We start from the raw sequence: 26,878 nt of genomic DNA on the forward strand, positions 1-26,878 counted from the left end.
TGGTTCCTTGATGAATTATTTTTCAGCGATCGCCGTGGATCTGGCTTTGCCAGGCCACTGGCGATGCCCCCTGGGGGGAGGCGGACGCAGGCCGCTTCGGGGGGTTACCATCTCTTGGTTTTTATGTTATGCACGTGCGCGTGCTGACCGGCCTTGATGTCGGCGACCACCTTGCCCATGTCGATGCCGTACTTCCAGACGGTATCGCCGGTGGTCATGTCCTTGAGCGCCACCTTGTGGCCAATCGGGATGTCCTGCTGTGCCTTCACATTGATCATGCGGTCTTCGTCCATGATCCAGCCGGTCATGTCCATGCCGGACTTCACACCTTCCACAACGACGACTGCAACGGTGTCCTTGGCGTCATGCAATACAAAATGAATCATTGGTTTTTCCAGAAGTCCGAAGTTGAATCGAGTCGCCAGTCTAGGCACCCGAAAAACCTTGTCAATCAACTCATATAAATGACTTGTCCAATGCCGGACGGCAATGTTCCAATAGTGCGGTGCAGGTCAAAAACAAAACGGTTCCATTAAAAACTTCGCCGGCGAACGATTCGCTGCCGCTGTACCGCCAGGTCAAGCGCGAATTGCAAAAAATCATCGAGGACGGCCACTATGGTCCGGGGAAACCTCTGCCCAGCGAGGCCACGCTGGCGCTTGCGCTGAAGGTCAGTGTAGGCACGCTGCGCCATGCGGTCGATGAACTGGTGCATGAGCATGTGCTGGTGCGGCGCCAGGGCAAGGGTACCTTTGTGGCGCCGCACAACCGCGCGCGCTTCATGTTCCAGTTTTTCCACGTGGAGCCGCGCTGGGACCCGGAGGATGACATGTCGCGCGAGCAGGTTTTCCCCGATATCGACTGCATCGCCTTTGCGCGTGACAAGGCCGACGAGGCCGAGGCGCGGGCCCTGCGCATCAAACCCGGCGACGCCGTGTTCCGGATAGAAAACAAGCTGGCGCTGCGGGGTCGCGTGGTGTTGCACGACCGGCTGGCCCTGTCCGCAGCCATATTCCGCCACCTCACCGAAAAACGCTTTTCCGAGCGGCCGAGCACGATTTACGCCTTGTTCCAGACCGATTTTGGCATCACGGTGCTGCGCGCCCAGGAGCGGGCCCGCGCGGTCGCAGCGGGGAGGGCAGTGGCGCGCGTACTGGGTGTGGCGGCTGGTGCGCCGGTGATGGAGGTGCACCGGCTGGCGCTGACCTTTGGTGACCGGCCGGTGGAGTACCGTATCTCCACCATCAACACCCAGGCGCACGACTACGTCAGCATGTTGTCGAAGACACCATGAGCCGGGGTGCGGCCCTGCGTGAACTGCCGCGCCGCTGGCGCGCGAAACTGGGCCTGCACTTTCCGGGCGTGCTGGTGTGTGGGGTGATCGCGCTGGCGGCCACCTTTGTGTCCGAACATTACGGCGGCCCGCAACTGCTGTATGCGCTGCTGATCGGCCTGGCGTTTCATTTTCTCAACGACGATGCGCGGGTGGTCGCGGGCATCAACTTCTGCGGTCGCACCGTGCTACGCGTGGGCGTGGCCTTGCTGGGCGCACGCATCACGTTTGCGCAGGTGGCTGAACTGGGCCCGAAGACAGCGTTGCTGATGGTGCTGGCAGTGCTGCTGACGATGGTGTTTGGCCTGCTGCTGGCGCGCTGGCTCGGCTGCGCGCGCGATGAAGGCGTGCTGACTGGCAGTGCCGTGGCCATCTGTGGCGCGTCGGCTGCGTTGGCGGTGTCCTCGGTGTTGCCGCAAACCCGCGAGAACGAACGCTTCACCTTGCTGGCCGTGGTCGGCGTGACCGTGCTGTCCACCGTGGCCATGGTGATTTACCCGTTCAGCCTGAATGCCATCGGCTTGACGCCGGCGCAGGCCGGCATTGTGCTCGGCGGCTCCATCCACGATGTGGCCCAGGTGGTGGCTGCGGGCATGATGTTGGGGCTGCAGGCTGGTGATACCGCGACGCTGGTCAAGCTGTTTCGCGTGATGCTGCTGATGCCGGTGGTGCTGGTGATCGCCGTGCTGTACCGCAATCATCCGGGCGTCAAGACGCCGGACACCGAAGTCCCGCTGATTCCCGGCTTTTTGCTGGCCTTCATCGTGCTGGTGATGCTGGCCAGCGTGGGCACCATCACTGCCGACATGGCGCAGTTTGCCGGCGATGCTTCGCGCTGGATGCTGGTGACGGCGATTGCCGCAGCCGGTGTCAAAACCAGTTTTGAAGACCTGCTCAAGCTTGGCTGGAAACCAGTGGCCTTGCTGCTGGGCGAGACGGTGTTTATCGTGGCTTTTGTGGTGGCCGGCGTGTTGCTGCTGGGCTTGGGCACAGCCTGAGCCACGGTGGCTCTATGCCAGCAGGGCCTGCGAAAATTCGCGTGCGTTAAAGGTTTCGAGATCTTCAAGTTTTTCGCCGACACCGATGAAATACACCGGCACCGGCTTGAGGCCCGGCGAGGCTTTTGCGCGCTCGCGCGCCCACAGTGCAATGGCGGCCAGCACACCGCCCTTGGCCGTGCCGTCGAGCTTGGTCACGATCAGGCCGGTCAGTTGCAGGATGTCGTCAAAGGCTTTGACCTGGCTCAGCGCGTTCTGGCCGGTGTTGCCGTCAATGACCAGAATAATCTCGTGGGGAGCTGTACTGTCAGCTTTGCTGACCACCCGCTTGATCTTGCGCAGCTCTTCCATCAGGTGCAGTTGCGTCGGCAGCCGGCCCGCCGTGTCAACCAGCACCACGTCCTTGCCCCGGGCCTTGCCGGCACTCACCGCGTCAAAACTCACGGCCGCCGGGTCGCCGCCTTCCTGGCTGACGATTTCGACTCTGTTGCGGTCGGCCCAGACCTCAAGCTGCTCGCGTGCGGCCGCGCGAAAGGTGTCTGCCGCCGCCAGCAGCACCGATGCGCCTTCGTTGGCCAGGTGCCGCGTGAGCTTGCCGATGGAGGTGGTTTTGCCTGCGCCATTGACGCCCGCGACCATGATCACCGTGGGTTTGAATTCGCCGATCACCAGCGCCTGCTCCAGCGGTTTGAGCAATTGGGTGAGGGCATCGGTCAGGATGTTCTTGACGGCCACCGGATGGGTCACGCCGCTGTCCTTGACGCGTCGCCTGACCTCGTCGAGCAGGTAGGCCGTGGCGCCCGTGCCGCTGTCGGCCATCAGCAGGGCAGATTCCAGGTCCTCGTACAGCGCCTCGTCAATCTGGGTGCCGGTGAATACGCCCGAGATGCTGGCGCCGGTCTTGTTCAGACCGGATCGGAGTTTGCTGACCCAGTGTTCGCGCACGGCCGGCGCGGCACCGGGCACCGGGATCTCAATCGGCGTGACCAGCGCACTGCCGATAAGGCTGCCGCCCGGGCGGGGTGCGGTGATGTCGGGGGAGGGGGACGGCAGGGGCGCTGCCGGTGCGGCAGCGGGGGCGTCAGCAGGTTTTTTTTTCTTGAAGAAACTGAACATTGAGTGAGCTTTGGAGTCACACTATTCTATGAAACACAGGGGACAGCACTTCATGGGGTTATTTTTCCGATCTTCCGCGTCATCGCGCAGCGCTTGTCTTCCGCTAGTCTTGTGCCTTTTTCTTCTCCCTGTTATTACCCCTGCCGCCCGGTCGCAGACCGCCCTGGCGGCACCGGTCACGCAGTTCCAGCTGACCAACGGCCTGACCGTGATTGTCAAGACCGACAGGCGCGCCCCGACTGTGGCCCACATGCTCTGGGTACGGGTCGGCGCCATGGACGAGGTTGATGGCAGCACGGGTGTGGCGCATGTGCTCGAACACATGATGTTCAAGGGCACGCCCAGCCTCAAGCCCGGCGAGTTTTCGCGCCGTGTGGCTGCGCTGGGTGGCCGCGACAATGCCTTCACTTCGCGCGACGCCACCGGCTACCACCAGCAAATTCCCTCGGACAAACTTGAAGACGTTATGCGCCTGGAAGCCGACCGCTTTGCGCGCAACCAGTGGGTGGACGAGGAGTTCAAACGCGAGCTCGAAGTGGTCAAGGAAGAGCGCCGCCTGCGCACCGAAGACTCGCCGCGCGCGCTGATGTACGAAAACGCCAACGCCATCACCTTTCTGGCCTCGCCTTACCGGCGGCCGGTGGTGGGCTGGATGAGCGACCTGGATGCGATGACACCTGATGACGCGCGCGCCTTTTACCGGCGCTGGTATGTGCCTGCCAACGCGGCGGTGGTGGTGGCCGGCGATGTGGATGTGGCGCAAGTGCGGCTGCTCGCCGAGAAATATTACGGTGGCATCGCGGCCAGCCCGGTGCCTGCACGCAAGCCGCGTGTGGAGCCGGTGCAGACCGGCTTGCGCAGACTCGACTTCAAGGCGCCTGCCAGCCAGGCCTATGTCAGCCTGTCCTTCAAGGTGCCTGGCCTGCGCACGCCCGGGGCGGGCGCCGGCACGGGTGACGCCTTCAACCGGGATGCGCTCGCGCTGACGGTGCTGTCGGCGGTGCTCGATGGTTACAGCGGAGCGCGCCTGGACCGCGCCTTGACCCAGGGCGAGCAGCGCCTGGCTGACAGCGCCGGCGCTTCCAACGGCCTGATCGGTCGCGGGCCGCAGCTGTTTTCGCTTGACGGCGTGCCGGCCGAGGGCAAGACCGCGCAGCAGGTCAGCGATGCCCTGCGCGCGCAGGTTGCGCGCGTGGCCAGCGAAGGTGTCAGCGAGGCCGAACTCAAACGCGTCAAGACGCAGTGGATCGCCAGTGAGACCTACAAGCTCGACGCGGTGTTCAACCAGGCGCGCCAGCTCGGCTCCTACTGGATCAACGGCCTGCCGCTGGACACCGACGAACGCCTGATCAGCCAGTTGCGCAGCATCACGGCCGCTGAAGTCCAGGCGGTGGCCGCGCGTTATTTCGGCGACGACCAGCTGACCATTGCGACCCTGCTGCCGCAGCCGCCGGACCCGTCGCGCCAGATGCGTGCACCGGCCGCAGCGGTCCGCCATTGAACTGCAGGCTTATTTTTCATCGATTTTCCGGGACATGTTTGTGAAATTTGCTATCAAAACAAGAGCTGTTTGCGCATGCCTGTCATGGGCTGCAGGCTTTTTTTCTTATATGCCGGCGATGGCGGCCATTCCCGTGCAGCAGTGGACGCAGCCTGGCGGAGCCAGGGTCTACCTGGTGGAAAGCCCGGCGATTGCCATGGTGGACGTGCAGCTGGATTTCGATGCCGGAAGCCGGCGTGTGGGTGCCGACCAGGCCGGCCTGGCCAGTGCAGCGGCCGGTCTGTTTTCCAAAGGTGTGGCGGCGCGCGGCAGCGAGCCTGCCCTCGATGAAAACGCACTGGGTGAGGCCTGGGCCGATCTGGGCGCGGCGTTCGGCGCGTCGGCCGGGTCCGACCGCTTCAGCTTTTCACTGCGCAGCCTGACCGAGCTGGAGTTACTGAACCAGGCGGTGGCGCTCGCAGCGCGGCAAATTGCCGAGCCGTCCTTTCCCGCCGATGTCTGGCAACGCGACAGGCAGCGATTGCTGGCGCAATTAAAGGAGTCCTATACCCGGCCGGGCAGCGTGGCTTCTCGCGCCTACGGCAAGGCAGTTTATGGTGACCATCCCTATGGCCATGAAGTCACGCCGGCCAGCCTGGAGCGCATCAGCGTGGCCGACATGCGGGCTTTTCACGCGGCCTACTTCACGCGCTGCAACGCCCGTGTCAGTATCGTCGGCGCAGTCACGCGCGCGCAGGCCGATGGTCTGGTGGCCGCGTTGCTGGCGCGTCTGCCGGCACGCGATTGCGCCGCGGCAGCAGTACTGCGGCCGGTGGTCGAGGTGCAGCCGCTGCAGGCCGCGCGAGAGCTGCGCATTCCCTTCGATTCCGCGCAGGCGCATGTGCTGATGGGCCAACCCGGCTTCAAACGCAACGACCCGGACTTTTTCGCCATCACGGTCGGCAACTACATTTTGGGTGGCGGCGGTTTTGTTTCGCGCCTGACCGAGGAGGTGCGCGAAAAACGCGGCCTGAGTTACAGCGTCTACAGCGGCTTTTCGCCGGGCCGCCATGCCGGCGCTTTCACCATCGGCCTGCAGACCCGGCCTGACCAGGCCGCGCAGGCCATCGAAGTGTCGCGCCAGGTGCTGGCGAAGTTTGTGGCCGAAGGCCCAACCGCTGCCGAACTCAAGGCTGCGAAAGACAACCTGATCGGCGGTTTCCCCCTGCTGATCGACAGTAACCTCAAGCTGCTGGGCAATTTGTCGAACATCGCCTGGAACGATTTGTCACTCGATTACCTGGACAACTGGACCGCGCGGATCGCAAAAGTCAGCGCCGCAGACATCCAGACCGCTTTTGCACGCAAGCTGCAGCCCGGAAAAATGGTGACCGTGACCGTCGGAGCCGCGCCATGAAATACACCCCTGCCAAAGCCGCGCCGGCTGCTGAAAAAAAGCCTGCCGCACGCGCCAAATCGGGCAAGGTGGTTGCCCGCAAGTCGGTGCCGCCCGGCGAGATCCGCATCATCGGCGGGCAGTACAAACGCACGAAGTTGCCGGTGCCCGACAAGCCCGGCCTGCGGCCTACGCCGGACCGCGTGCGCGAAACCGTCTTTAACTGGCTGGGCCAGGACCTCACGGGCTGGCGCTGTATGGATGTGTTCGCTGGCACTGGCGCGCTGGGTTTCGAAGCCGCCTCGCGCGGCGCGGCCGAGGTGCTGCTCTGCGAGCAGGACCCGGGCCTGATCACGCGCCTGAAGGCCTCGCAGCTCAAGCTGCAGGCGGCCATGGTCAAGGTCGAACGTGGCGACGGCATCGCGTTGCTCAGGCGACAGTCCCCGGGCAGCCAGCAACTGGTGTTTCTCGATCCGCCCTTTGATTCGCCGCTGTTCGAGGGCGCGCTCAAGGCGGCGGCCCAGGCGGTGGCCGAGCCGGGTTATGTCTACCTGGAAGCGCCCCATCCCTGGGACGACGAGGCACTGGCAGATTACGGCTTGAGGGTGCATCGCAGCGGCAAGGCCGGCGCGGTGCATTTCCATTTGCTGGTCCGCAGCGGCAACACCGCTGCGTAGCCCTGCGGGCCGCAGGGACACGCGGCGGCGCAGGGGGCCGGGCATAATTGGTCCATGGCGACCCCTTCCCGCATTGCTGTTTATTCCGGCACCTTCGACCCTTTCACGCTCGGTCACGCCGATGTGGTACGGCGCGCCGCAGGCCTGTTTGATGCGTTGATCATCGGCGTGGCAGCGGCCCACCACAAGAAAACACTGTTCAGCCTCGAGGAACGCATCGCGCAGGTGCAGGCCGAGACGCGCGGCATGAGCCAGGTCAGCGTCCTGCCCTTCGACGGGCTGATCATGGATTTCTGCGCCGCCCAGCAGGCTGTCGCTGTGGTGCGCGGCATCCGCAACCTCACCGACTTCGACTACGAGGCCCAGATGGCGGCGATGAACCGCAAGCTGCGGCCCCAGGTCGAAACTGTCTTTTTGCTGCCCGATGCGCCGCTGCAATGCATCAGCAGCACCCTGGTGCGTGAGATCAGCAAGCTGGGCGGTGATGTGGCCCAGATGGTCAGTCCCCCTGTTGCCATCGCGCTGCGGCAGGTGCAGAAAAAGGGCTGACCATGGCACTGCTGATCACCGACGAGTGCATCAACTGCGACGTGTGCGAGCCGGAGTGTCCTAACCAGGCCATCTACATGGGCCCCGAAATCTACGAGATCGACCCGCAGCGCTGCACCGAATGTGTCGGGCACTTTGACGAACCGCAGTGTGTGCAAGTCTGTCCGGTGGCCTGCATCCCCCTGAATCCCGCTTTTATCGAGAACCGGGAAACGCTCTGGCAGAAGTACCAGCGCTTGCAGGCCGAGTCTGCTGCGGCTGCTGTTCAGTCGCGGGTTTTATAAGTATTTTGGGGCTACAGCCCTTGTCTGGTATGCATGAGAAGCTATTGAATTCATAGCTAATTCCTGCCGTGAATGTCATCCCGGACCTGATCCGGGATCCATGCGTGGGCAAGCACCACTGTTCGTGGATCACCAACAAGCCGGGGGTTGCCCGGCGGCAACTCACTTTTCTTTTGCGTCGCCAAAAGAAAAGTAAGCAAAAGAAAAGGCGACCCGATGGTCTGGGTCCCTGCGCTTCGCTACGGGCAACCTGCGGTGCTCGCCGAAAACGGGGTCGAGCTCGAACTCGCTGCGCTCAGACAATCGCTCGCCCGGATCCGTTTTCGGCTGCGCTCCTCGGCCCAGCCCGACGGGTGGGGGAGAAGACCAAATACCAACACCAAGACCGAATTCAATCCGGAGTGCAGGAAGCGCGCAGCGCTTCCTGCGCGGGAATCCCAAGCGGCGGTCATGTGTGCACGCGAGCGAAGCGCACGCGGCCGCATGTTGTCCCCCTCCATCGCCCAGCTGGGCGAGGGAGGGGTTAGGGGTGGGAGTGGGGAGTTGAACTACTACTGTGGGCAAGCCGCAGACGCAGCGTGATGCCTAATGGAAGTCAGGCGACACGCAACCGAGGCGCTGGCAACAATCCCGCATGTAGCCAAGCCCGATCCAGCACCGCCGGTGACAAGGTCTCCTTCGGAGTCAGCAGCTAGTCCCTGGCCCGCATGACCCGACCGACGCCGACGCAGGCTCCGGACTCAGGCCGTCAGGGCGGCTTCTTCGTGCAGCAGCACCTGCCCGCGCAACGAGCGCTGTGAGGTTTCCGTGATGGTGACGTTTATCATCTGCCCGATCAGCCGGCTGGGGCCGGAGAAATTAACGACCCGATTGCATTCGGTGCGCCCCATCAGCTCGGAGGCATCCTTGCGCGCAGTGCCTTCGACCAGGATGCGCTGCACCGTGCCCAGGCGGCTGGCGCTGATGGCGCGCACGTTGTTGTCAATGGCGGCCTGCAGGCGCTGAAGGCGCGCCAGTTTGACCTCGTGCGGCGTGTCGTCCACCAGGTTGGCGGCCGGCGTGCCGGGCCGCGGGCTGAAGATGAAACTGAACGAGGTGTCATAACCTACGTCATCAATCAATTTCATCATCTTGTTGAAGTCGTCATCGGTCTCGCCCGGAAAGCCGACGATGAAGTCGCTGCTCATGGCCAGGTCGGGCCGGATAGCGCGCAGCTTGCGAATGGTGGATTTGTACTCCATCGCGGTGTAGCCGCGTTTCATGGCCATCAGGATGCGGTCCGAGCCGTGCTGCACCGGCAGGTGCAGGTGGTTGACCAGCTTGGGCAACTTGCCGTAGGCGTCGATCAGGCTTTGCGTGAACTCGTTGGGGTGGCTGGTGACGTAACGGATGCGCTCAATGCCGGGAATGTCGGAGACGTATTCGAGCAGGGTGGCGAAGTCGGCGATCTCCGCGCTGTCGCCCATGGGGCCGCGGTAGGCATTGACGTTCTGCCCCAGCAGGGTGACTTCGCGCACGCCTTGATCGGCCAGGCCGGCGACTTCGACCAGCACGTCCTCGAAGGGGCGCGAGACTTCTTCGCCGCGGGTGTAGGGCACCACGCAATAACTGCAGTACTTGGAGCAACCTTCCATGATGGAGACAAAGGCGCTGGCGCCTTCGACCCGCGCCGGTGGCAGATGGTCGAACTTTTCGATTTCCGGAAAGCTGATGTCCACCTGCGACTTGCCCAGGCTGATGCGTTTGCTCAGCAAGTCGGGCAGGCGGTGCAGCGTCTGCGGGCCGAACACCACGTCCACATAGGGCGCGCGGGCAATGATGGCATCGCCCTCCTGGCTGGCGACACAACCGCCGACACCGATCAGCACACCTTTTTTCTTCAGGTGTTTGACCCGTCCCAAATCGCTGAAAACTTTCTCTTGTGCCTTTTCGCGTACCGAGCAGGTGTTGAACAGGATCAGGTCGGCTTCATCGACATTTGTTGTGGGCTCGTAACCGTCGGCCGCGTGCAGCACGTCGGACATCTTGCCCGAGTCGTACTCGTTCATCTGACAACCGAAGGTTTTGATAAAGACTTTTTTGCTCATGGTGTTTGCTATCGAATTGCTAGCTGATCACGCCCGATGGATATGGGCTGAGGCCAGATTTGGCTTGAAGAAGCCGGAGATTTACTGCTTGTAGCGCGGTAGCTGGTCGTACGGCGTCTTGCCATTGTCCTGCGGTGCGGCGCTGGATTCGAAACCGAAATTGAAGCCGCGTGAAGGCAGGCCGGCGCGTTTTTCCTTGGCTTCCTCGGCGCTGAGCATCCAGACCTCATAAATCTGGCCCATGCTGTCACGGGTGTAGTTGACCAGCAACTCCTGATCCACCAGTGCGCCAGGCGTCACAAAGTTGTTGTTGAGGTTGCGAAGACGTGCGCCGGGCGAGAGGCGGTCGGGCTTGCCGTTGAGGCTGACTTCGGGCGGCGCCTTGACCACCAGCATGCCGCGCAGGGCGGTTTTGGGAAATTGCCGCACGCCGAGGCTGCCGTCGCTGCCGGTGGTTTGCGCGTTTGCTGGCAAGGCCAGTGTCATCCAGACGGCAACACAAACGGCCGGAAGGGCGAGGATAAGCGTTTTCAGGCAGCGTTTCATGGTGTCTATCCAGAGGCTGTGAAGTGACAAAGCCCCAGAAGAATGGATCTCTGAGGCTTAGGAAATCTGGTGGTGATAGGTGGACTTGAACCACCGACATCAGCATTATGAATGCTGCGCTCTAACCAACTGAGCTATATCACCGCGCGACCAGAATTATAGCGGCTCTTCCATAAGTCTGATTGCCGGGCGCATGGCGGCCCAAAGCGTAAGCGAACACAGGCGTTCGGCGGTGCCCGGAATCCTCATCCACACAAGTGCATTCCGGTGTCCTGCGCTCCGGGCGCCTTGCCCTGCATCCCGGTAATCAAACTTCTGAAAGAGCCGGCGGCCTTCGGCAGCTTATCGATTTGTAAACACCGGCTTGCGCTTGTTGACAAACGCGTCCATGCCTTCCTTCTGGTCGCTGGTGGCGAAGGTGGCGTGGAACAGGCGCCGCTCGAACATGATGCCGTCTGCCAGCGTTCCCTCGTATGCGCGGTTCACCGCTTCCTTGGCGGCCATCACGGCGATCTGCCCGTAGTCGCAGATCTGCAGTGCCGCCCCCAGGGCTTCTTCCATAAGCTTGTCCAGCGGCACGACGCGGCTGGCCAGGCCGCTGCGTTCGGCCTCCGCCGCGTCCATCATGCGGCCGGTGAGCACCAGGTCCATGGCCTTGGCCTTGCCGACCGCGCGCGGCAGCCGCTGCGTGCCGCCCGAGCCCGGAATGATGCCGAGTTTGATTTCGGGCTGGCCGAATTTCGCGTTGTCTGCCGCAATGATGAAGTCGCACATCATGGCCAGCTCGCAGCCACCGCCCAAGGCGAAGCCGCTGACGGCCGCGATCACCGGTTTGCGCACGCTGCGAAGCTGTTCCCAGTTGCGCGTAATGTAGTCATTTTTGTAGACGTCGGCAAAACCGTAAGTCGCCATCGCGCCGATGTCGGCGCCGGCGGCAAAAGCCTTCTCGCTGCCGGTCAGAACGATGCAGCCGATGCCGTCGTCGGCATCGAAGGCCTTGAGCGCGCTGCCCAACTCGTCCATCAACTGGTCGTTCAGTGCATTGAGCTGTTTGGGGCGGTTCAGCGTGATGATGGCCACGCGGCCTTCAGTTCGGGTCAGAATCAATTCGTAAGTCATGGCAGGCGTCCTTTTGTGGCTGAATCATGCCATGCTGACGGCAAGCCCAAGCAAGGGAAAACATTAGCCGACCGATGGGTCGGTTAATGATAAATTCAGGACAGGAGACAACCATTCATGACACAAGCCCCCCCCGACATGGCGGACGACCCCGCGGTTTTGTATGCGGAGCACGGCGCGGTTGCGCTGCTCACGCTCAATCGCCCGCAGGCGCTCAACAGCTTTACGCGGAAAATGCATCACGACTTGTGGGCCGCGCTGGACCGGGCCGAAGGCAATCCGCTGATCCGCGCCCTGGTCATCACTGGCGCTGGCCGTGGTTTCTGCGCTGGCGCCGACCTCGGCGAGTTCGATTTTTCGCCCGGCCCTGATCTGATGGAACGCGCCAACCCCGGACCGGTCATAGACCAGGCCTTCAACCCCACGGTGCGCCGCCTGCAGGCGCTGCGCATGCCGACGGTCGCTGCAGTCAATGGCGTTGCCGCAGGTGCCGGCGCCTCGCTGGCCATGACCTGCGACATCGCAATCGCCGCGCCTGTCGCGAGTTTCATCCAGGCCTTCAGCAAAATCGGCCTGATTCCCGACGCTGGCGGCACCTGGTTCCTCGCGCAGCGCCTGGGCCTGGCGCGCGCCATGGCGCTGGCCATGACCGGCGACAAACTCTCCGCCGCGCAAGCCAGGGAGTGGGGAATGATCTGGGATGTTGCCGACGACTGCGTGGCCGCCGCCCTGACGCTCGCCCAGCGGCTGGCCGGCATGCCGACAAAAGCGCTGGTGGCGACGCGGCAGATGCTGCGCGAGAGTTCCAGCCGTACCTTGGACCAACAGCTTGATGCTGAACGCGATACCCAGTCAGCCCTCGGCCGCACGCATGACTACCTCGAAGGTGTGACGGCTTTTCTTGAAAAGCGCCCTGCAGCGTTCAGGGGCGAATGATGGACGACCAAACACTGGCGCGCCGCGTTGGCGAAGCTATGTTTGCCGCTGACACGGCGTCCAGAGACACCATGGGCATGGAGTTGCTGAGTTGCGAGCCCGGCCGCGCGCTGATGCGCATGACGGTGGCTGAACGGCACCTGAACGGCCACAAAATCTGCCACGGCGGCTTCATCTTCACGCTGGCCGACTCGACCTTTGCCTTTGCCTGCAACAGCCGCAACCGCGTCACGGTGGCCGCCGGCTGCAGCATCGAGTTCCTCAAGCCCGGCCAGCCCGGCGACATACTGACTTGCGAAGGTGTGGAGCAGATCCTGCAGGGCCGGCACGGCATTTATGACATGAAGGTCAGCAACCAGCGCGGCGAGGTGGTCGCCATGTTCCGCGGCAAAAGTGCGCAGATTGCCGGCCATGTGATTACTGATCCGGATGCGGAGGCCGCATGAAAAGTTTTCCCCTGGAGCCGATCGAGAAAGCCGGCCTGGATGAGTTGCGTGCGCTGCAGCTCAAGCGCCTGCAGGCCACGCTGCGGCATGCCTGGCTTCATTCGCCGGTCTACCGCGCCAAGTTCGAGGCCGCCGGCGTGCATCCTGATGACTGCAAATCGCTGGCCGATCTGGCGAAGTTCCCCTTTACCACCAAGCGCGACCTGCGCGACAGCTACCCTTTCGGCATGCTGGCGGTGTCACGCGAGCAGTGTGTGCGCCTGCACGCGTCCAGCGGCACCACCGGCAAGCCAACGGTTGTTGCCTACACAAAAAACGATGTGGACATGTGGGCCGGTTGCGTGGCACGCAGCATTCGTGCTGCCGGCGCGCGGCCCGGCGATCTCGTACACATCAGTTATGGCTACGGCCTGTTCACCGGCGGTTTGGGCGCGCATTATGGCGCCGAAAAACTGGGCTTGACGGTCGTGCCTTTCGGCGGTGGCCAGACTGAGCGCCAGGTGCAGTTGATCACCGACTTCAAGCCCGACATCATCATGGTGACACCCAGCTACATGCTGGCGATTGCCGACGAGTTTGAAAAACAGGGCATGAGCGCTGCGGACACCAGTTTGCGCACCGGCATCTTCGGCGCCGAGCCGTGGACCAACGACATGCGGCATGCGATAGAAAAACGCATGGGCATAGCCGCGGTGGATATCTACGGCCTCAGCGAAGTCATCGGCCCTGGCGTGGCCAGCGAGTGCGTGGAAACCAAGGACGGCCCGACCATCTGGGAGGATCATTTTTATCCCGAGATCATCGATCCGGAAACCGGCGAGTTGGTCGCCGATGGCGACCTCGGCGAGCTGGTGTTCACCAGCCTCACCAAAGAGGCATTGCCCATCATCCGTTACCGCACGCGGGACCTGACGCGGCTGCTGCCGGGTACGGCGCGCAGCATGCGTCGCATGGAAAAAATCACCGGCCGCAGCGACGACATGATGATTGTGCGTGGCGTCAATGTGTTCCCCACGCAGATCGAGGAGTTGATTCTCAAGCGCGTCGAACTTGCGCCGCACTACCAGTGCATCCTCACGCGGGAGGGCGTGCTGGACTGTTTGTGTGTGGCCGTGGAAACGCGGCCTGGCCTGAGCCCCGACAGCGCTGATGCGCAGACCGCAGCGCGCTTGCTGCAGCATGAGATCAAGGCCTACGTCGGCACCACGGCGGAGATCGAACTCCGCGCCGAAGGCGGTGTGGAGCGCAGCCAGGGCAAAGCCAAACGGGTGCTGGACCACAGGGCGTGAAGGCGTTGCGCTTGGTTGACGCGGCATTTCGCGCTCGCTGTCTTGCGACAGCTTGTGGCAGCGCTGAAGCCAGGCATTTCGTGGCCCGGATCGAGGCGCAAATGGCCGCGGGCTGAACCGCCTCAGTCCGCCGAACCCAGCCATTTGTCCGCCAGGACCTGGTCCCTGAGCACCAGGCGCCAGGTGGTCGTGGCGGGCGGCATCACCAGAGACAGGCGCAGCAGGCGCTTGTCGCGCGCCACCAGCGCCACGACCTTTTTACTGGTACCGGCATACAGTGGCAGCTCGTCAAGCTTGCCCAGCCGCCAGCCAGCGCTTGGGCCCGCAGCCGATTTTTTGCCCGTGACAGCAGCCGGCGTTTCCACCCCCAGCCATTCATCGCCTGCAGCAAAACCGGCGCTCTCGGCCGCGCCACCGCGCAACACCGTCTTGACCTGGATGCTGCTGTTTTCCTGCACGCGCAGCCCCAGCGCCTGGGCCAGTTGCGCCGGCTCCTGCAACACGCCCACACCGTGGCGCTTGAGCAGCTCTTCCACGGGTAGCTCACCGGTGCCGTGTACCCAGGCAGCGATCTCCGCCAAGTAGGAACGGCCACTCACCTCCTGCAACGCGGCCGCAAAGTCCGCTTCGCTCATGGGTCCCGCCTTGCAGCGCAGCCACAGCGTGCGCATGACCTCGTCCAGATTCGCCGGCCCGCCGGCGCCACTTTCGCTGCGCAGACTCAGGTCGAAACACAGGGCCACCAGCGCACCTTTGGTGTAGTAGCTGACGGTGGCGTTCGGTGTATTTTCGTCCTGGCGGTAATACTTGACCCAGGCGTCGAAGCTCGCCTGAGCGACCGACTGCACCAGTCGTCCCGGCGTTTGCATCACCTGGTTGATGGTCTTGTTGAGCAGCCGCAGATAGCCCGCGTTGTCGAGCAGTCCGGTGCGGCGCAGCAGCAGATCGTCGTAGTAACTCGTGAACCCTTCGAAAAACCAGAGCAATCCGGTGTAGTTCTCGCTGCCGTAGTTGTAGCTGGCAAATTCCGCCGGTCGCAGGCGCTTGACATTCCAGGTGTGGAAATACTCGTGGCTGATCAGGCCGCGCAACGTGGTGTAACCCTCGGGCAACTTGCCATCACCCAGGCGTGGCAAGTCCTTGCGGTTGCAGATCAGTGCGGTGGAGTTGCGGTGCTCCAGGCCGCCATAACCGTCGTCCACCGCATTGAGCATGAACAGATAGTTTTTGAAGGGCGGTTTTTTATTGCCATGCCAGAAACGGATTTGCGTCTCGCAAATTTTCTTCGTGTCGGCCAGCAAGCGGGCACCGTCAAAACCGGCGGCGGCGCCAGCGACCACAAAGCGGTGCGGCACGCCGCAGGCGTTGAAGGCGCCGCTCCAGAAGGGGCCCATCTCCACCGGGCAGTCCACCAGTTCGTCGTAGTCTGCAGCCAGGTAGCTGCCAAAGCCCAGCTTGTTGATTTTCAGTGGGCTGAGCCCGGTGGCGACCGACCAGCCTGCCGTGGCAGGCGATGGCGCCACATCGAGCAGGTGCGGCGCCTGTGACTGGCCCTCGACGCGCAGACACAGCGAGCTGTTGTTGAAAAAACCGCGATGTGCGTCCAGGCAGGCAGTGCGCACCGAGTTGTCGTTGGCATACACCTCGTAGATCAGCTGCAGTGGCTTGTCCGGGTTGCAGCGAATCTCCCAGCTGCATTTGTCGAATTGCCGCAGTTGCGTCTCCGGCAGCGCCCTTGTTCCCTGCCTGGCACGCAAGCCCTGCAGATTTTTGGAGAACTCCCGCACCAGGTAGCTGCCCGGAATCCACACCGGCAGGGCCAGCCGCTGCAACGCGGCTGGCCGGGCTATGTTCAGCGTGACACGAAACAGATGGGCATGAAAGTCGGCAATCTCGATGCGGTAACGAATGGCTTCGGACGGGGGCGGCGTGGCGCGTTGCTTGGGCATATGGATGGAAAGAATACCTGAATACACAGCCAACTTTTTGCTGCGGTGCGCTGTGTCACCGGTGGCGTTGTCACGCTATCAAAAAAAGAGCTTCTAACGCCCGTCAGAAAAGGGCAAAGGGCATTTTTGGCTGGTTTTTATTGCGGCGGTGCTCATTGCACTTTGGCGTCGTTCAGGTATTTTTCGACCTGCTGCGCGCTGACGGCGCCGGGCACACGCGTACCGTCAGCAAAGATGAGCGTGGGAGTGCCGGTGATGCGGTGCTTTTTACCAAACTCGATGTTGCGCGCCAGCGCACTGCTGTCGCAACTTGCTGGCGCCACCGGCTGGTCGCGCACCATCAGATCCTGCCAGGCCTTGCCTTTGTCTTTGGCACACCAGATGTTTTTCGATTTTTCGGCTGAATCAGGACCCAGGATCGGGTACAAAAACATGTAGACCGTTACATCCGTCACCTTCTGCATGTCGCGCTCAAAACGTTTGCAGTAGCCGCAATTCGGGTCTTCAAACACGGCCAGCTTGCGTTTGCCGTTGCCACGCACGAGGGTGAATGCGTCTTTCAGCGGCAGGGCGTCGAAGGCCACTGCGTTGAGCTTGTCCACGCGCTCCTCGGTCAGATTGCGCCGCTGTTTGGTGTCTATCAGGTTGCCCTGTATCAGGAAGTTACCCTCGGCATCGGTGTAAAAAATATCGTTGCCATTGACCCGGATTTCATACAGACCGTTCATCGGCGCTTTGCTGACTTCTTCGATGGGCGGCAAGCTAGGCAACCGATCTGCGAGGTTTTTGCGGATCACGGCTTCCTGCGCGACAGCGGCGCCCAAGCCCCATGCCAGCAAGCCGCAGGCCGCGATGTTTCTGAGTAATTTCATTGTTTTTCCCGTCTTTGTTAAATCTGACCCATTGCCCGCCGTGTGACCCATTGCTTGAGCGGGCCACTTTTTGCGAAACCCGTCATGCCCCAATTGCGCAGCGCCTGCCAGCGCACATCGGTCTGCGCAAACAGGCTGTGCAGGCCGTCGGTCACTGCGCCCATGGCCGCGACATCGGCCTTGCGCGCACGCTCGTAACGACGGAGCAATTTCTCGTCGCCCAGGCCGCGCCAATACTCACGCGCATGCACCACCGCTGCCAGCTCCGCCGCATCGGCCAGCCCCAGGTTCAGGCCCTGGCCGGCCAGAGGATGCACCGTATGGGCGGCATCCCCGGCCAGCGCCCAGCCCGCCCCGACCCAGCGATCAGCGGTGGACAGCGCCAGCGGCCAGCTCGACCGGTTGCTGGCCAGTTGCAGGCGTCCAGCCCCGGCACCACAGGCGAGTTGCACTGCTGCCGAAAATTCTTCCGGGGACAATTTTTCCAGCGAAGTTGCACGCGCCACTGAGACAGACCAAACCAGCGCTACAGAGTTCCCGTGCTCGCCACCCATCGGCAAAAGAGCCAGCACTTCGCCGTTTATGAACCACTGGCGCGCGACGCCCGAGTGCGGCAAGTCGCTCAGCAGGCGGGCGGCGATGGCCTTTTGTGGGTAGGACTTGACAGTCCAGGCCGCACCGAAATCGTTGCGGCTGCTGCTGGCCTTGCCTTCGCAGATCACGCTGAGCGCGGCCTGGACCGATGCCGGCACGATTTCTATCTGCGGCTGGTAGCGCACGGCCTCGGCGAGTTGCTGCTCAAGCGCCGGTACATCGACGATCCAGGCCAGCGCTGCGCCGCTGCCGCCATCTGCGCTGAAATCGAGCTGCCCGCCGTCATCGCCCCAGACCAGCATCTGCCTGACAGCGGTTGCCGAAGCTGCGTCAGGCCAGGCCCTGAGCGACTCCAGCAATTGCCGCGACGCGCTGTTCAGTGCATAGGCGCGCACATCCTGGGGGGGCGGGACAGCCAGGTCGGCGTCGGGGACGGGACGGGCGACCAGCGCCACGCGCAGGCGCTCGCGGGCCAGCAGCAAGGCCAGGCTCCGGCCGACCACCCCGCCGCCGCGGATACAGACATCAAACGGTTTGGACATGGCTCATTTTAGAAGGCGGTGCAAAATATCCCGCTTGTAGGGATTGATTGAAATTCTGAAGGGCACATCAAGTGAGCGAAAAATGAGCGAAACATCGAGGGAACCCTCTGATCCTGCCGACGTCAACGCGGTCATCACCGCACTGTGGGTATACCCCGTCAAATCCTGTGCCGGCGTGCGAGTCGAGGAAGCCATCCTGACCGAAACCGGCCTGGAGTTTGACCGCGCATGGATGGTGGTGGACGAACACGGTGAATTTGTGACCCAGCGCGAGTTGCCGCGCATGGCGCTGATCCGCCCGCAGCTCAAGACCCAGGACATGGTGCTGCGCGCGCCCGGCATGCTGGCCTTGCACATCGCACTTGACCAGGTGCAGGAGCCGGTTCGCGTGCGGGTCTGGGACGACGAGGTGAAGGCCTACGACATGGGCCCCATTGCAGCCCAGTGGTTCAGTGATTTTCTGGGTGAGAAGCTGCGCCTGGTGCGCTTTGACCCCGAGCAGAAACGCCGCTCCAGCGTGCGCTGGACCGGGGCAGTGGAAGCGTTGAATCAGTTCAGCGACGGTTACCCGTTGCTGGTGCTCAGCGAGGCGTCGCTGATCGGGCTCAATGACAAGCTGCAGGCCGCAGGCGGCACGCCCGTCGGCATGGAGCGTTTTCGGCCCAACATTGTGCTGGGCCCTGCGTCCACTGGCGCTGCGGTCGCGCTGTCCGCCCACGATGAAGACCGGCTGGGTGAACTGCGTATCAGCACAGAACAGGGTCTGGCGCGGCTCAAACCGGTCAAGCCCTGCGCGCGTTGCCCCATCCCCAACATCGACCCGGCCACCGCCGTCAGCAGCCCCGAGGTCAACGACATGCTGCAGACCTACCGGCAAGACCCGCGCCTGAACGGCGCACTGAGTTTTGGCATGAACCTGATCCGGCTCGATGGGGACGACCACCTGCTTCGGGTGGGGCAGGCGGTGAGCGCCGACTACCGTTTCGACTGAGTATTTTCAGCCGGAGCTGGCAAGCGACTGGGTGTCGCTGTCACCCCGGCGGGAGTCCAATGCCAGAGGCGACGGACGGGTCAACTCGGGCTCCAAAAAACGGATAGGGCGGCGCGTACGCTCCGCCATGCCGGCCAACAGGTCGGAAAGGGCTTGCGACAGTGCAGGCCCTTCCATCAGACGCTCGCTGAGAAGCACACCGGCCACGTGAAATTGCAGCAGCACCTCTGGTTTGAGGCCCTTGAGCGGCATCAGGCCCGCCGCGATCAACCGCGCAGCCAGCTCGTTGACCGGCCCGCGCGTTGACACGTCCTCAATGATCAGGCCAAAACATGCCTCGTCCACCCGGCCCACCGTGTCCACGTCGCGCAGGATACGGCGCAGCTTGATCACGCTGCGCAGCAGGCTTTGTTCTGCCACGGCGATGCCGTAGGTGCGCTTGACGTAGCCGTAGTTCACGAGCTCGACGTACACCACGGCGGCCGGTTCCTTGTAGCGTGTGGCGCGAGACACCATCTGTTTGAGCCGGTCGTCAAACAAATGAACAGCCAGCAGCCCCGTCAATGCGTCGTGGCTGACCATGGCCTGCTCGCGCGCCTCGATGCCATGGCGCTCCCGCGAGCGTACGTTCAGCGCCACCAGCAGCAAAGGCACCTCGAAGGCCAGCGACAGCATGAACGCGTATTGGGAGAGCCAGGACGTTGGCACCCAGCCGAAAATGCGGGCTACCACCAGCAAGGTGGCCAGCGCCAGCGGCGTGAACCCGCCCAGCACCCAGACGCCAATCACGTCCTTGCGCCGCCAGGCCATCAGTGCGGTACTTATCCCCAGAATGATCACTACCACCAGATAAGCGCCAATCAGGCGCACACCCCATTGCCGATCCAGCCCGATATAGGCCACCGCGAAAGCGGGGCCGGCCAGACCGACCCCGTACACGAGGTGATCAAACCAGCGGTGACGGCCCACCATGCCGCACAGGTTGCGAATCAGCAGCAAGGCCGAGCTGCCGCCCAGAAAGCCCAGAAAGCCCTTGGAGAAATTATTCCAGGCCGGGAAATCTCCCCAGAGAAAATGGCCGGCAACCCCGCTGAGGGAGGCCACCACCAGCGTCATGATGGTGGCGTAAACCGAGTACCAGGCATAGGCCTGGTCGCGGTAGGCCCAGCCCTGCACCGCGCCAACCACGATCAACAGCAGCAGCGCACCTATCACCACCCCGATGACCATGTAGTCGACCTGTAGGCGATGAACCCTCGCTGGTGCGGAGATCACGTTGACCGGTATGTTGACCTGTGTGACGTGCTGGATCCGCACATACACGTCGAGAATGCCTTCTTCTGGTAGCACCAGATCAAATTGCGCATAGCGGCCGGGCTCGGGCCAGCTAGAGACGGGCACGGTGTCGCCCGCCGTCTGGCTGGTCCAGTCCCCATTCCGGCTCTTCTGAAAAACGGTGACTTTGTCGAGCAGCGGAAGAGGAAACTCCAGCAACCACTTGAGCCGGGAATTGGTCGGCTCAAGAAAGCGGTAGTGTTGCCACAGAATTGTCTCCGGCCCCAGGGTGTAGATGGTGTTGGCCCGGCCGGGGCTCATGAACGCAAGGTGCTTGTCGGCAGCCACCTGCTCTATCGTGGCCTCGCCGCTGGCGTCCACCCATACTCGTGCGCTGCCCTGCAGGTCCGCGACAAGGTTCTGGTCATGGAGGACGACCACGGGTTGGGCCTGGCTGGCCGTGCCCCACAGGCCAAACAATGCGCCTAGCAGCAGGGCCACCACAAGCCGTGCCCCTTGTCCCGCCGCGCATCGCATACACTTCTCAGCCTGTTTTCTAAGGTTTCTCATGAGTTTGAAGTGCGGTATTGTAGGCTTGCCTAATGTTGGAAAATCCACCCTGTTCAACGCCCTGACCAAGGCGGGCATCGCGGCGGAAAATTATCCTTTCTGCACAATCGAGCCCAATGTCGGGATTGTGGAAGTGCCAGACCCGAGATTGGCCCAGTTGGCGGCAATCGTCAATCCGGAAAAGATCCAGTCCGCCATCGTCGAATTTGTCGATATTGCCGGCCTGGTGGCCGGTGCCAGCACGGGTGAAGGCCTGGGCAACAAGTTTCTGGCCCACATCCGCGAGACCGACGCCACCGTCAATGTGGTGCGCTGCTTTGAAGACGACAACGTGATCCACGTCGCCGGCAAGGTCGACCCGATCTCCGACATCGAAGTGATCCAGACCGAGCTTTGCCTGGCCGACCTGACTGCCGTTGAAAAAGCCCTGCACCGGGTGACCAAGCTGGCGCGCTCGGGCGACAAGGAGTCCATCAAGCTGGTAGCCATCCTGGAAAAATGTCAGGTGGCGCTTAACGATACCAAGCCGGTGCGCACGATTGATTTCAGCAAGGAAGAGCTGCCGCTGCTCAAGCAGTTCTTCCTGATCACCGCCAAGCCCGCGATGTTTGTGGCCAACGTGGCCGAAGACGGCTTCGAGAACAACCCTTTTCTGGACCGCCTGAAGGCTTATGCCGCAGAGCAGAAGGCGCCAGTGGTCGCGATCTGCGCCAAGATGGAAGCCGAGATGGCCGACATGGAGGAAGAGGACAAAAAAATGTTCCTTGCGGAGATCGGCCAGGACGAGCCCGGCCTGAACCGCTTGATCGTTGCGGCCTACAAGCTGCTGGGCCTGCAGACTTATTTCACCGCCGGCGTGAAGGAAGTGCGCGCCTGGACCATCCACGTCGGTGATACCGGCCCACAGTCGGCTGGCGTGATCCACACTGATTTTGAAAAAGGTTATATCCGCGCCCAGACCATCGCCTTCGACGACTACATCGCCCATCAGGGCGAACAGGGCGCCAAGGACGCGGGCAAGATGCGCAGCGAAGGCAAGGAATACGTCGTCAAGGATGGCGACGTGATGAATTTCCTGTTCAGCAGCTAAACCGGCGATTGACCGCGCTTTCCGCCGGTTTGATGATGTTTTAGGCCACCACCCCATCACTTTCGGGCGAAATCAGCTATTGATTTGCTAGCAAGTTATTCGTTCCCCAGAGGCCCTTGTCCATGACAGAAACCGTCCGCCTTGCCAAAGCCCTGGCCCAGATGCTCAACTGCTCGCGTCGCGAAGCCGAGCAGTATATCGAAGGTGGCTGGGTGCGCGTCGACGGCGTGGTGGTGGAAGAACCGCAGTTCCGCGTGGGGAATCAGAAGATAGAACTGGACCGCGACGCCAGCCTGCTGGCGCTGACACCGGTGACCTTGCTGCTGCACAAGCCGGCTGCTTACGAGGCCGGCCTCGATGGTGCATCAGGCAAACCCGCTGCGCCCGCCCTGCAACTGCTGACGCCAGCGAACCGGTCGGCGGACGACCGCTCCGGCATCCGGCCACTTAAAAAACACTTCAGCTCGCAGGCGCTGGCGACACCGCTGGCCACGTCGGCCAGCGGCCTGGTGGTGTTGACCCAGGACTGGCGTGTGGCACGCAAGCTCGGCGAAGACGCCTCAGTGATGGAGCATGAAGTGATTGTCGAGGTCGCCGGCCAGCTGGTGCCCGGCGGCCTGGAGCGGCTCAACCGCGTCGAGCACGGCTTCACGTTCAATGGCATCCTGCTGCCGCCGGCCAAGGTGAGCTGGCAAAACGAAACGCGGCTGCGTTTTGCCCTCAAGGGCGAGCGGCCGGGGCAGATCGCCTACATGTGTGAGACCGTGGGTCTCAGCGTGCAGGCCATGAAACGCATCCGCGTCGGCCGTGTGCCCATGAGCAGCCTGGCAGTGGGCCAGTGGCGTTATCTGCTACCCACTGAGCGCTTCTGAGCATTGGCGTCCGTCGACAGGTCCGTTCAAGCCGGGGCCGCGGGTCCGGCTTTGCCGGCCCGCAGGCGCAGCGCCCCCTCGAGGGGCAGAGAGTTACACGAAGTGAACGAACGTGGGGGCCATGTGCTAGCCGCCCAGGAATTTGAAGCCGCCCGGGAAGGCCCATAACAACGCGCCCGTCATCATGAAATATCGTGCGAACTTGCCAATCGCCATGTAGGCCACGCAGGGCCAGAACGGAAACTTGAGCCAGCCTGCCACCGCACACAGCGGGTCACCGACCGCCGGCAGCCAGGCCAGCAGGCAGGCCTTGGGCCCCAGCTTTTCGAGCCAGCGGATGGCCCGGCCGTGGTGCGAGGAGTGCGAATACTTGTCAACCACCTTGTGCGCGCCGTAACCGAGCCACCAGTCGAGTGCGCCGCCCAGGGTGTTGCCTGCGGTGGCGACCAGGACCGCCGGCCAGAACATGTCGGGGTTGAGCTTGACCAGGCCGAAGACCACCGGTTCAGAGCCCAGCGGCAACAGCGTTGCCGATATGAAGGACACCACAAACACTGTGCTCAGGCCGTACTCGGGCAGGGCCAGCGCTTGTGTCAGGTGTTGTAGCCAGAGTTCCATCTGCAGCGAGTATAGGGAGCGCGGCCCGGCCGGCGCTGTAGGGCGGACGCTTGTAACGCCGTGTGCAAATTTCGATTGCTGAAATTTTGGGCAGCTACAATCACCCCTCGTTTTCAGCTTTCACCATCCCCGCACGTCCATGAACATCGGCCCTTACGTTTTGGCAAACAATTTGTTTGCAGCGCCCATGGCCGGCGTTACCGACCGGCCGTTCCGGCGCCTGTGCAAAACCCTGGGCGCCGGCTATGCGGTCAGCGAGATGGTGACCTCGCGCCGTGACCTGTGGGACACGCTGAAAACCTCGCGCCGTGCCAACCATGATGGGGAAGTGGCGCCGATCGCGGTGCAGATCGCCGGCACCGATGCGCAGATGATGGCCGAAGCCGCGGCCTATAACATTGACCGCGGCGCCCAGATCATCGACATCAACATGGGCTGCCCGGCCAAGAAGGTCTGCAACAAGTGGGCCGGTTCAGCCCTGATGCAGGACGAGCCGCTGGCCCTCGCGATTGCTGAAGCGGTGGTGGCCGCCTGCGCGCCGCGCGGCGTGCCGGTCACGCTGAAGATGCGCACCGGCTGGGCAGAGTCGCACAAAAATGCCGTCACGCTGGCGCGCGCCTTCGAGAGTGCCGGCGTGCAGATGTTGGCGGTGCATGGCCGCACGCGGGCCCAAGGCTACAAGGGTCAGGCTGAATACGACACGATTGCCGCGGTCAAGGCCGCGGTGTGCATTCCGGTGGTGGCCAACGGCGACATCAGGACCCCCGAAAAGGCCCGCGATGTGCTGGCCTACACCGGCGCTGATGCGGTGATGATTGGCCGGGCGGCCCAGGGTCGGCCCTGGATCTTTCGGGAAATCGGGCATTTCCTGGCGACGGGCACGCATCTTGCGCCGCCGTTGGTGGCCGAAGTCAGGCGTTTACTGCTTGATCACCTGCTCGACCATTACGAACTGTATGGCGCGTTCAGTGGCGTGCGCAGTGCGCGCAAACACATTGGCTGGTATGTGAAAACGCTGCCGGGCGGTGACGCTTTCCGCAGCCGCATGAACTTGCTGGAGGACAGCGAGGCGCAGTGGCAGGCGGTTGCCGATTTTTTTGATGAGCTGGGAGCTCGCATGGACCGCATGACAGTCGCGGTTTCCGGTGAAGCAAATGAACAACAACAGGACCGGCAGGGAGAGCTCGCATGAGCAAGAAGCAGATCGAAGAATGCGTGCGCAACAGTCTTGAGAGTTATTTCAAGGACCTGCGCGGCACCGAACCCGATGGCAGCATGTACGAGATGCTGGTGCGCGTGGTTGAAAAACCCCTGCTTGAGGTGGTGATGCAGCATGCCGACAAAAACCAGTCACGGGCCGCCGAATGGCTGGGCCTGAACCGCAACACGCTGCGCAAAAAGTTGCTTGAGCACAAGCTGATCAAGTAAGCGCTACTCCGCATCCGTCCCAAAGAAAAACATGAACGCAACCCCGCCTGCAGCCTCTGACGTGATTGTCCTGAAGGCATTGATTTCTGTCTCCGACAAAACCGGCATCCTGGAATTCGCGCAGGCATTGCATGCCCTGGGCATCAGGCTGCTGTCCACGGGCGGCACAGCCAAGCTGCTGGCTGACGCCGGCCTGCCGGTAACTGAGGTGGCCGACCACACCGGCTTTCCTGAAATGCTGGACGGCCGCGTCAAGACGCTGCACCCGAAAATCCACGGCGGCCTGCTGGCCCGGCGCGATGTGCCCGAGCACATGTCCGCTCTCAAAGCGCACGCCATCGACACAATCGACTTGCTGGTCGTCAACCTGTATCCGTTTGAAGCGACCGTGGCCAAACCCGGCTGCACGCTGGAGGACGCCATCGAAAACATCGACATTGGGGGCCCGGCCATGGTGCGTTCGGCCGCCAAAAACTGGAAGGACGTGGGTGTGCTGACCGACGCTTCGCAGTACGCCGGTGTGCTCGATGAGCTCAAGGCAGAAGGCAAGCTCACTGAGGCGACCAAATTCGCCCTGTCGGTGGCTGCGTTCAACCGCATCAGCCAGTACGACGGCGCGATCAGCGACTATCTGTCGGGCATTCAGGCCGACGGCGCGCACAGCTTGTTTCCGGGTCAGGCCAACGGCCGTTTCATCAAGCTGCAGGATTTGCGCTACGGCGAAAATTCGCACCAGCAGGCCGCGCTGTACCGCGACCTCCATCCCGCGCCGGGCTCGCTGGTGACGGCTGCGCAGTTGCAGGGCAAGGCGCTCAGCTACAACAACATCGCCGACGCTGATGCCGCCTGGGAATGTGTCAAGACCTTCACCGAGTCCGCGTGCGTCATCGTCAAACACGCCAACCCCTGCGGTGTGGCGGTGGGCGTCGATGCGCTTGAAGCCTACAGCAAGGCCTTCAAGACCGACCCGACCTCTGCTTTTGGCGGCATCATTGCGCTGAACTGCACGCTGGACGAGGCCGCGGCGCAGCAGATCGCCAAACAGTTTGTCGAGGTGCTGATGGCCCCGGCCTTCACGCCCGGGGCACTCGCGGTGTTCAAAAGCAAGGTCAATGTGCGCATCCTGCATATCGCGTTGCCGCCCGGTGGCAACACCGCGTGGAAGCAGGGCCGCAACCTGATGGACGTCAAGCGCGTGGGTTCTGGCCTCTTGATGCAGACCGCCGACAACCATGAACTCGCGCTGGCCGATCTCAAGGTCGTCAGCAAGCTGCAGCCGACGCCGGCGCAGCTGCAAGATCTGCTGTTTGCCTGGAAGGTGGCCAAGTACGTCAAGTCCAACGCCATCGTGTTCTGCGGTGGCGGCATGACGCTGGGTGTGGGGGCCGGCCAGATGAGCCGCATCGACTCGGCCCGCATCGCGGCCATCAAGGCGGCCAACGCGGGCCTCGATCTCGCCGGTTCGGCCGTGGCCAGCGACGCCTTCTTTCCCTTCCGCGACGGGCTCGACGTGGTGGTCGATGTCGGCGCCACCTGTGTGATCCAGCCGGGCGGCAGCATGCGTGACGAGGAAGTCATCGCGGCGGCCGATGAGCGCGGGGTGGTGATGGTGCTGAGCGGGGTCAGGCACTTCCGGCACTGACTTCGGCTTTTTTCAAGAAAAAAGTGGCTCTGGCCCATATCCAGTGGGATTTAGTAGCTACTGAATTCATAGCGACCTCTTCGGCTCATCTGTCATCCCGGACTTGATCCGGGATCCATGTTGGATAACTCGCACATTTTGGTTCACCAACAAGCCGGGTCTCGCCCCGGCGGGCGACT

At 62.7% G+C, this 26,878-nt stretch carries 26 protein-coding genes and 1 tRNA gene; 16 read left to right on the forward strand and 11 right to left on the reverse strand.

Annotation, left to right across the window (positions count from 1 at the left end; all coding sequences use genetic code 11):
* Window positions 1-104: 104 nt before the first annotated feature.
* Window positions 105-386 carry a flagellar biosynthesis protein FlgA gene (locus IEX16_RS00845; RefSeq protein WP_188705647.1) on the reverse strand — a complete coding sequence of 94 codons (282 nt, stop codon included), beginning with the start codon at window positions 384-386 and terminating at the stop codon, window positions 105-107.
* A gap of 119 nt (window positions 387-505) precedes the next feature.
* On the opposite strand from IEX16_RS00845, the gene IEX16_RS00850 reads away from it, so the two are divergent.
* On the forward strand, window positions 506-1,294 hold the full coding sequence (locus tag IEX16_RS00850; RefSeq protein ID WP_229676097.1) for a GntR family transcriptional regulator: 789 nt from the start codon (window positions 506-508) through the stop codon (window positions 1,292-1,294).
* On the forward strand, window positions 1,291-2,331 hold the full coding sequence (locus IEX16_RS00855; protein WP_188705652.1) for a YeiH family protein: 1,041 nt from the start codon (window positions 1,291-1,293) through the stop codon (window positions 2,329-2,331). The genes IEX16_RS00850 and IEX16_RS00855 overlap by 4 nt, the downstream gene beginning before the upstream one ends.
* A 12-nt stretch (window positions 2,332-2,343) precedes the next feature.
* Here the strand turns inward: IEX16_RS00855 and ftsY are convergent, their stop codons facing one another.
* Entirely contained in the window at window positions 2,344-3,447 is a 1,104-nt protein-coding gene (ftsY, locus tag IEX16_RS00860) for a signal recognition particle-docking protein FtsY (protein WP_188705654.1), read from the reverse strand.
* 52 nt (window positions 3,448-3,499) lie between these two features.
* On the opposite strand from ftsY, the gene IEX16_RS00865 reads away from it, so the two are divergent.
* The 5 genes from IEX16_RS00865 to IEX16_RS00885 are packed head-to-tail and all read left to right on the forward strand — an operon-like array spanning window position 3,500 to window position 7,833.
* Complete coding sequence (locus tag IEX16_RS00865) at window positions 3,500-4,948, forward strand: M16 family metallopeptidase (RefSeq protein WP_188705656.1); 1,449 nt, start codon at window positions 3,500-3,502, stop codon at window positions 4,946-4,948.
* 34 nt (window positions 4,949-4,982) lie between these two features.
* Complete coding sequence (locus IEX16_RS00870) at window positions 4,983-6,344, forward strand: M16 family metallopeptidase (RefSeq protein ID WP_188705658.1); 1,362 nt, start codon at window positions 4,983-4,985, stop codon at window positions 6,342-6,344.
* Entirely contained in the window at window positions 6,341-7,000 is a 660-nt protein-coding gene (gene rsmD, locus IEX16_RS00875) for a 16S rRNA (guanine(966)-N(2))-methyltransferase RsmD (protein WP_188705660.1), read from the forward strand. Before IEX16_RS00870 ends, rsmD begins: the two co-directional genes overlap by 4 nt.
* 54 nt (window positions 7,001-7,054) lie before the next feature.
* Complete coding sequence (gene coaD / locus IEX16_RS00880) at window positions 7,055-7,549, forward strand: pantetheine-phosphate adenylyltransferase (RefSeq protein WP_188705662.1); 495 nt, start codon at window positions 7,055-7,057, stop codon at window positions 7,547-7,549.
* A 2-nt stretch (window positions 7,550-7,551) separates the two neighbouring features.
* Window positions 7,552-7,833 carry a YfhL family 4Fe-4S dicluster ferredoxin gene (locus IEX16_RS00885; RefSeq protein WP_188705664.1) on the forward strand — a complete coding sequence of 94 codons (282 nt, stop codon included), beginning with the start codon at window positions 7,552-7,554 and terminating at the stop codon, window positions 7,831-7,833.
* Window positions 7,834-8,573: 740 nt separating this feature from the next.
* Here IEX16_RS00885 and miaB read toward each other — a convergent pair.
* From miaB to IEX16_RS00905, 4 genes are all read right to left on the reverse strand, one after another.
* The gene (miaB, locus tag IEX16_RS00890; protein WP_188705666.1) at window positions 8,574-9,920 is read right to left on the reverse strand and encodes a tRNA (N6-isopentenyl adenosine(37)-C2)-methylthiotransferase MiaB; all 1,347 of its coding nucleotides are present in this window, start codon (window positions 9,918-9,920) and stop codon (window positions 8,574-8,576) included.
* A gap of 81 nt (window positions 9,921-10,001) precedes the next feature.
* Window positions 10,002-10,466, reverse strand: a complete 465-nt coding sequence (locus tag IEX16_RS00895; protein WP_229676099.1) for a hypothetical protein — start codon at window positions 10,464-10,466, stop codon at window positions 10,002-10,004.
* Window positions 10,467-10,533: 67 nt separating this feature from the next.
* A tRNA-Met gene (locus IEX16_RS00900) sits at window positions 10,534-10,610 on the reverse strand.
* Between the two features lie 198 nt (window positions 10,611-10,808).
* The gene (locus IEX16_RS00905; protein ID WP_188705668.1) at window positions 10,809-11,585 is read right to left on the reverse strand and encodes an enoyl-CoA hydratase; all 777 of its coding nucleotides are present in this window, start codon (window positions 11,583-11,585) and stop codon (window positions 10,809-10,811) included.
* A 138-nt stretch (window positions 11,586-11,723) separates the two neighbouring features.
* Between IEX16_RS00905 and IEX16_RS00910 the strand changes: the two genes are divergently transcribed.
* The 3 genes from IEX16_RS00910 to paaK are packed head-to-tail and all read left to right on the forward strand — an operon-like array spanning window position 11,724 to window position 14,256.
* Window positions 11,724-12,521, forward strand: a complete 798-nt coding sequence (locus IEX16_RS00910; RefSeq protein ID WP_188706237.1) for an enoyl-CoA hydratase-related protein — start codon at window positions 11,724-11,726, stop codon at window positions 12,519-12,521.
* Window positions 12,521-12,967 (forward strand): hydroxyphenylacetyl-CoA thioesterase PaaI, encoded by a 447-nt coding sequence (gene paaI, locus IEX16_RS00915; RefSeq protein ID WP_188705671.1) that lies wholly within the window; start codon window positions 12,521-12,523, stop codon window positions 12,965-12,967. Before IEX16_RS00910 ends, paaI begins: the two co-directional genes overlap by 1 nt.
* Window positions 12,964-14,256 carry a phenylacetate--CoA ligase PaaK gene (gene paaK / locus IEX16_RS00920; RefSeq protein ID WP_188705673.1) on the forward strand — a complete coding sequence of 431 codons (1,293 nt, stop codon included), beginning with the start codon at window positions 12,964-12,966 and terminating at the stop codon, window positions 14,254-14,256. Before paaI ends, paaK begins: the two co-directional genes overlap by 4 nt.
* Before the next feature lie 122 nt (window positions 14,257-14,378).
* On the opposite strand, the gene IEX16_RS00925 is transcribed toward paaK, so the two are convergent.
* The 3 genes from IEX16_RS00925 to IEX16_RS00935 form a co-directional block, all read right to left on the reverse strand.
* On the reverse strand, window positions 14,379-16,205 hold the full coding sequence (locus tag IEX16_RS00925) for a M61 family metallopeptidase (protein WP_188705675.1): 1,827 nt from the start codon (window positions 16,203-16,205) through the stop codon (window positions 14,379-14,381).
* Between the two features lie 152 nt (window positions 16,206-16,357).
* Window positions 16,358-17,077, reverse strand: a complete 720-nt coding sequence (locus tag IEX16_RS00930; RefSeq protein WP_188705677.1) for a DsbC family protein — start codon at window positions 17,075-17,077, stop codon at window positions 16,358-16,360.
* A 17-nt stretch (window positions 17,078-17,094) separates the two neighbouring features.
* Complete coding sequence (locus IEX16_RS00935; protein WP_188705680.1) at window positions 17,095-18,213, reverse strand: FAD-dependent monooxygenase; 1,119 nt, start codon at window positions 18,211-18,213, stop codon at window positions 17,095-17,097.
* Between the two features lie 82 nt (window positions 18,214-18,295).
* On the opposite strand from IEX16_RS00935, the gene IEX16_RS00940 reads away from it, so the two are divergent.
* Window positions 18,296-19,204, forward strand: a complete 909-nt coding sequence (locus tag IEX16_RS00940) for an MOSC domain-containing protein (RefSeq protein WP_188705682.1) — start codon at window positions 18,296-18,298, stop codon at window positions 19,202-19,204.
* A 6-nt stretch (window positions 19,205-19,210) separates the two neighbouring features.
* On the opposite strand, the gene IEX16_RS00945 is transcribed toward IEX16_RS00940, so the two are convergent.
* Window positions 19,211-21,016, reverse strand: a complete 1,806-nt coding sequence (locus tag IEX16_RS00945) for a sensor domain-containing diguanylate cyclase (protein ID WP_188705684.1) — start codon at window positions 21,014-21,016, stop codon at window positions 19,211-19,213.
* 31 nt (window positions 21,017-21,047) lie between these two features.
* Between IEX16_RS00945 and ychF the strand changes: the two genes are divergently transcribed.
* Both ychF and IEX16_RS00955 read left to right on the forward strand, forming a co-directional pair.
* On the forward strand, window positions 21,048-22,139 hold the full coding sequence (gene ychF, locus IEX16_RS00950; RefSeq protein ID WP_188705686.1) for a redox-regulated ATPase YchF: 1,092 nt from the start codon (window positions 21,048-21,050) through the stop codon (window positions 22,137-22,139).
* A 122-nt stretch (window positions 22,140-22,261) separates the two neighbouring features.
* Entirely contained in the window at window positions 22,262-23,011 is a 750-nt protein-coding gene (locus IEX16_RS00955; RefSeq protein WP_188705688.1) for an rRNA pseudouridine synthase, read from the forward strand.
* 126 nt (window positions 23,012-23,137) lie between these two features.
* On the opposite strand, the gene IEX16_RS00960 is transcribed toward IEX16_RS00955, so the two are convergent.
* Entirely contained in the window at window positions 23,138-23,629 is a 492-nt protein-coding gene (locus IEX16_RS00960; RefSeq protein WP_188705690.1) for a YqaA family protein, read from the reverse strand.
* Window positions 23,630-23,768: 139 nt separating this feature from the next.
* Here IEX16_RS00960 and dusB point away from each other — a divergent pair, with 139 nt between their 5' ends.
* The 3 genes from dusB to purH all read left to right on the forward strand — a co-directional run bounded on the left by dusB (window position 23,769) and on the right by purH (window position 26,699).
* Entirely contained in the window at window positions 23,769-24,821 is a 1,053-nt protein-coding gene (dusB, locus tag IEX16_RS00965; RefSeq protein ID WP_188705692.1) for a tRNA dihydrouridine synthase DusB, read from the forward strand.
* Window positions 24,818-25,057, forward strand: a complete 240-nt coding sequence (locus IEX16_RS00970) for a helix-turn-helix domain-containing protein (protein WP_188705694.1) — start codon at window positions 24,818-24,820, stop codon at window positions 25,055-25,057. Before dusB ends, IEX16_RS00970 begins: the two co-directional genes overlap by 4 nt.
* Before the next feature lie 64 nt (window positions 25,058-25,121).
* Window positions 25,122-26,699 (forward strand): bifunctional phosphoribosylaminoimidazolecarboxamide formyltransferase/IMP cyclohydrolase, encoded by a 1,578-nt coding sequence (gene purH / locus IEX16_RS00975; protein WP_188706239.1) that lies wholly within the window; start codon window positions 25,122-25,124, stop codon window positions 26,697-26,699.
* Window positions 26,700-26,878 lie beyond the last annotated feature (179 nt).

Source organism: Polaromonas eurypsychrophila (assembly GCF_014641715.1).
GTDB lineage: Bacteria > Pseudomonadota > Gammaproteobacteria > Burkholderiales > Burkholderiaceae_C > Polaromonas > Polaromonas eurypsychrophila.

Excerpts from the sequence above, each read along its gene's own strand:
- IEX16_RS00845 (WP_188705647.1), bottom strand. The coding sequence starts at position 386 with ATGATTCATTTTGTATTGCATGACGCCAAGGACACCGTTGCAGTCGTC.
- IEX16_RS00855 (WP_188705652.1), top strand. The coding sequence starts at position 1,291 with ATGAGCCGGGGTGCGGCCCTGCGTGAACTGCCGCGCCGCTGGCGCGCG.
- ftsY (WP_188705654.1), bottom strand. The coding sequence starts at position 3,447 with ATGTTCAGTTTCTTCAAGAAAAAAAAACCTGCTGACGCCCCCGCTGCC.
- IEX16_RS00865 (WP_188705656.1), top strand. The coding sequence starts at position 3,500 with ATGGGGTTATTTTTCCGATCTTCCGCGTCATCGCGCAGCGCTTGTCTT.
- IEX16_RS00870 (WP_188705658.1), top strand. The coding sequence starts at position 4,983 with ATGTTTGTGAAATTTGCTATCAAAACAAGAGCTGTTTGCGCATGCCTG.
- rsmD (WP_188705660.1), top strand. The coding sequence starts at position 6,341 with ATGAAATACACCCCTGCCAAAGCCGCGCCGGCTGCTGAAAAAAAGCCT.
- coaD (WP_188705662.1), top strand. The coding sequence starts at position 7,055 with ATGGCGACCCCTTCCCGCATTGCTGTTTATTCCGGCACCTTCGACCCT.
- IEX16_RS00885 (WP_188705664.1), top strand. The coding sequence starts at position 7,552 with ATGGCACTGCTGATCACCGACGAGTGCATCAACTGCGACGTGTGCGAG.
- miaB (WP_188705666.1), bottom strand. The coding sequence starts at position 9,920 with ATGAGCAAAAAAGTCTTTATCAAAACCTTCGGTTGTCAGATGAACGAG.
- IEX16_RS00895 (WP_229676099.1), bottom strand. The coding sequence starts at position 10,466 with ATGAAACGCTGCCTGAAAACGCTTATCCTCGCCCTTCCGGCCGTTTGT.
- IEX16_RS00905 (WP_188705668.1), bottom strand. The coding sequence starts at position 11,585 with ATGACTTACGAATTGATTCTGACCCGAACTGAAGGCCGCGTGGCCATC.
- IEX16_RS00910 (WP_188706237.1), top strand. The coding sequence starts at position 11,724 with ATGGCGGACGACCCCGCGGTTTTGTATGCGGAGCACGGCGCGGTTGCG.
- paaI (WP_188705671.1), top strand. The coding sequence starts at position 12,521 with ATGGACGACCAAACACTGGCGCGCCGCGTTGGCGAAGCTATGTTTGCC.
- paaK (WP_188705673.1), top strand. The coding sequence starts at position 12,964 with ATGAAAAGTTTTCCCCTGGAGCCGATCGAGAAAGCCGGCCTGGATGAG.
- IEX16_RS00925 (WP_188705675.1), bottom strand. The coding sequence starts at position 16,205 with ATGCCCAAGCAACGCGCCACGCCGCCCCCGTCCGAAGCCATTCGTTAC.
- IEX16_RS00930 (WP_188705677.1), bottom strand. The coding sequence starts at position 17,077 with ATGAAATTACTCAGAAACATCGCGGCCTGCGGCTTGCTGGCATGGGGC.
- IEX16_RS00935 (WP_188705680.1), bottom strand. The coding sequence starts at position 18,213 with ATGTCCAAACCGTTTGATGTCTGTATCCGCGGCGGCGGGGTGGTCGGC.
- IEX16_RS00940 (WP_188705682.1), top strand. The coding sequence starts at position 18,296 with ATGAGCGAAACATCGAGGGAACCCTCTGATCCTGCCGACGTCAACGCG.
- IEX16_RS00945 (WP_188705684.1), bottom strand. The coding sequence starts at position 21,016 with ATGCGATGCGCGGCGGGACAAGGGGCACGGCTTGTGGTGGCCCTGCTG.
- ychF (WP_188705686.1), top strand. The coding sequence starts at position 21,048 with ATGAGTTTGAAGTGCGGTATTGTAGGCTTGCCTAATGTTGGAAAATCC.
- IEX16_RS00955 (WP_188705688.1), top strand. The coding sequence starts at position 22,262 with ATGACAGAAACCGTCCGCCTTGCCAAAGCCCTGGCCCAGATGCTCAAC.
- IEX16_RS00960 (WP_188705690.1), bottom strand. The coding sequence starts at position 23,629 with ATGGAACTCTGGCTACAACACCTGACACAAGCGCTGGCCCTGCCCGAG.
- dusB (WP_188705692.1), top strand. The coding sequence starts at position 23,769 with ATGAACATCGGCCCTTACGTTTTGGCAAACAATTTGTTTGCAGCGCCC.
- IEX16_RS00970 (WP_188705694.1), top strand. The coding sequence starts at position 24,818 with ATGAGCAAGAAGCAGATCGAAGAATGCGTGCGCAACAGTCTTGAGAGT.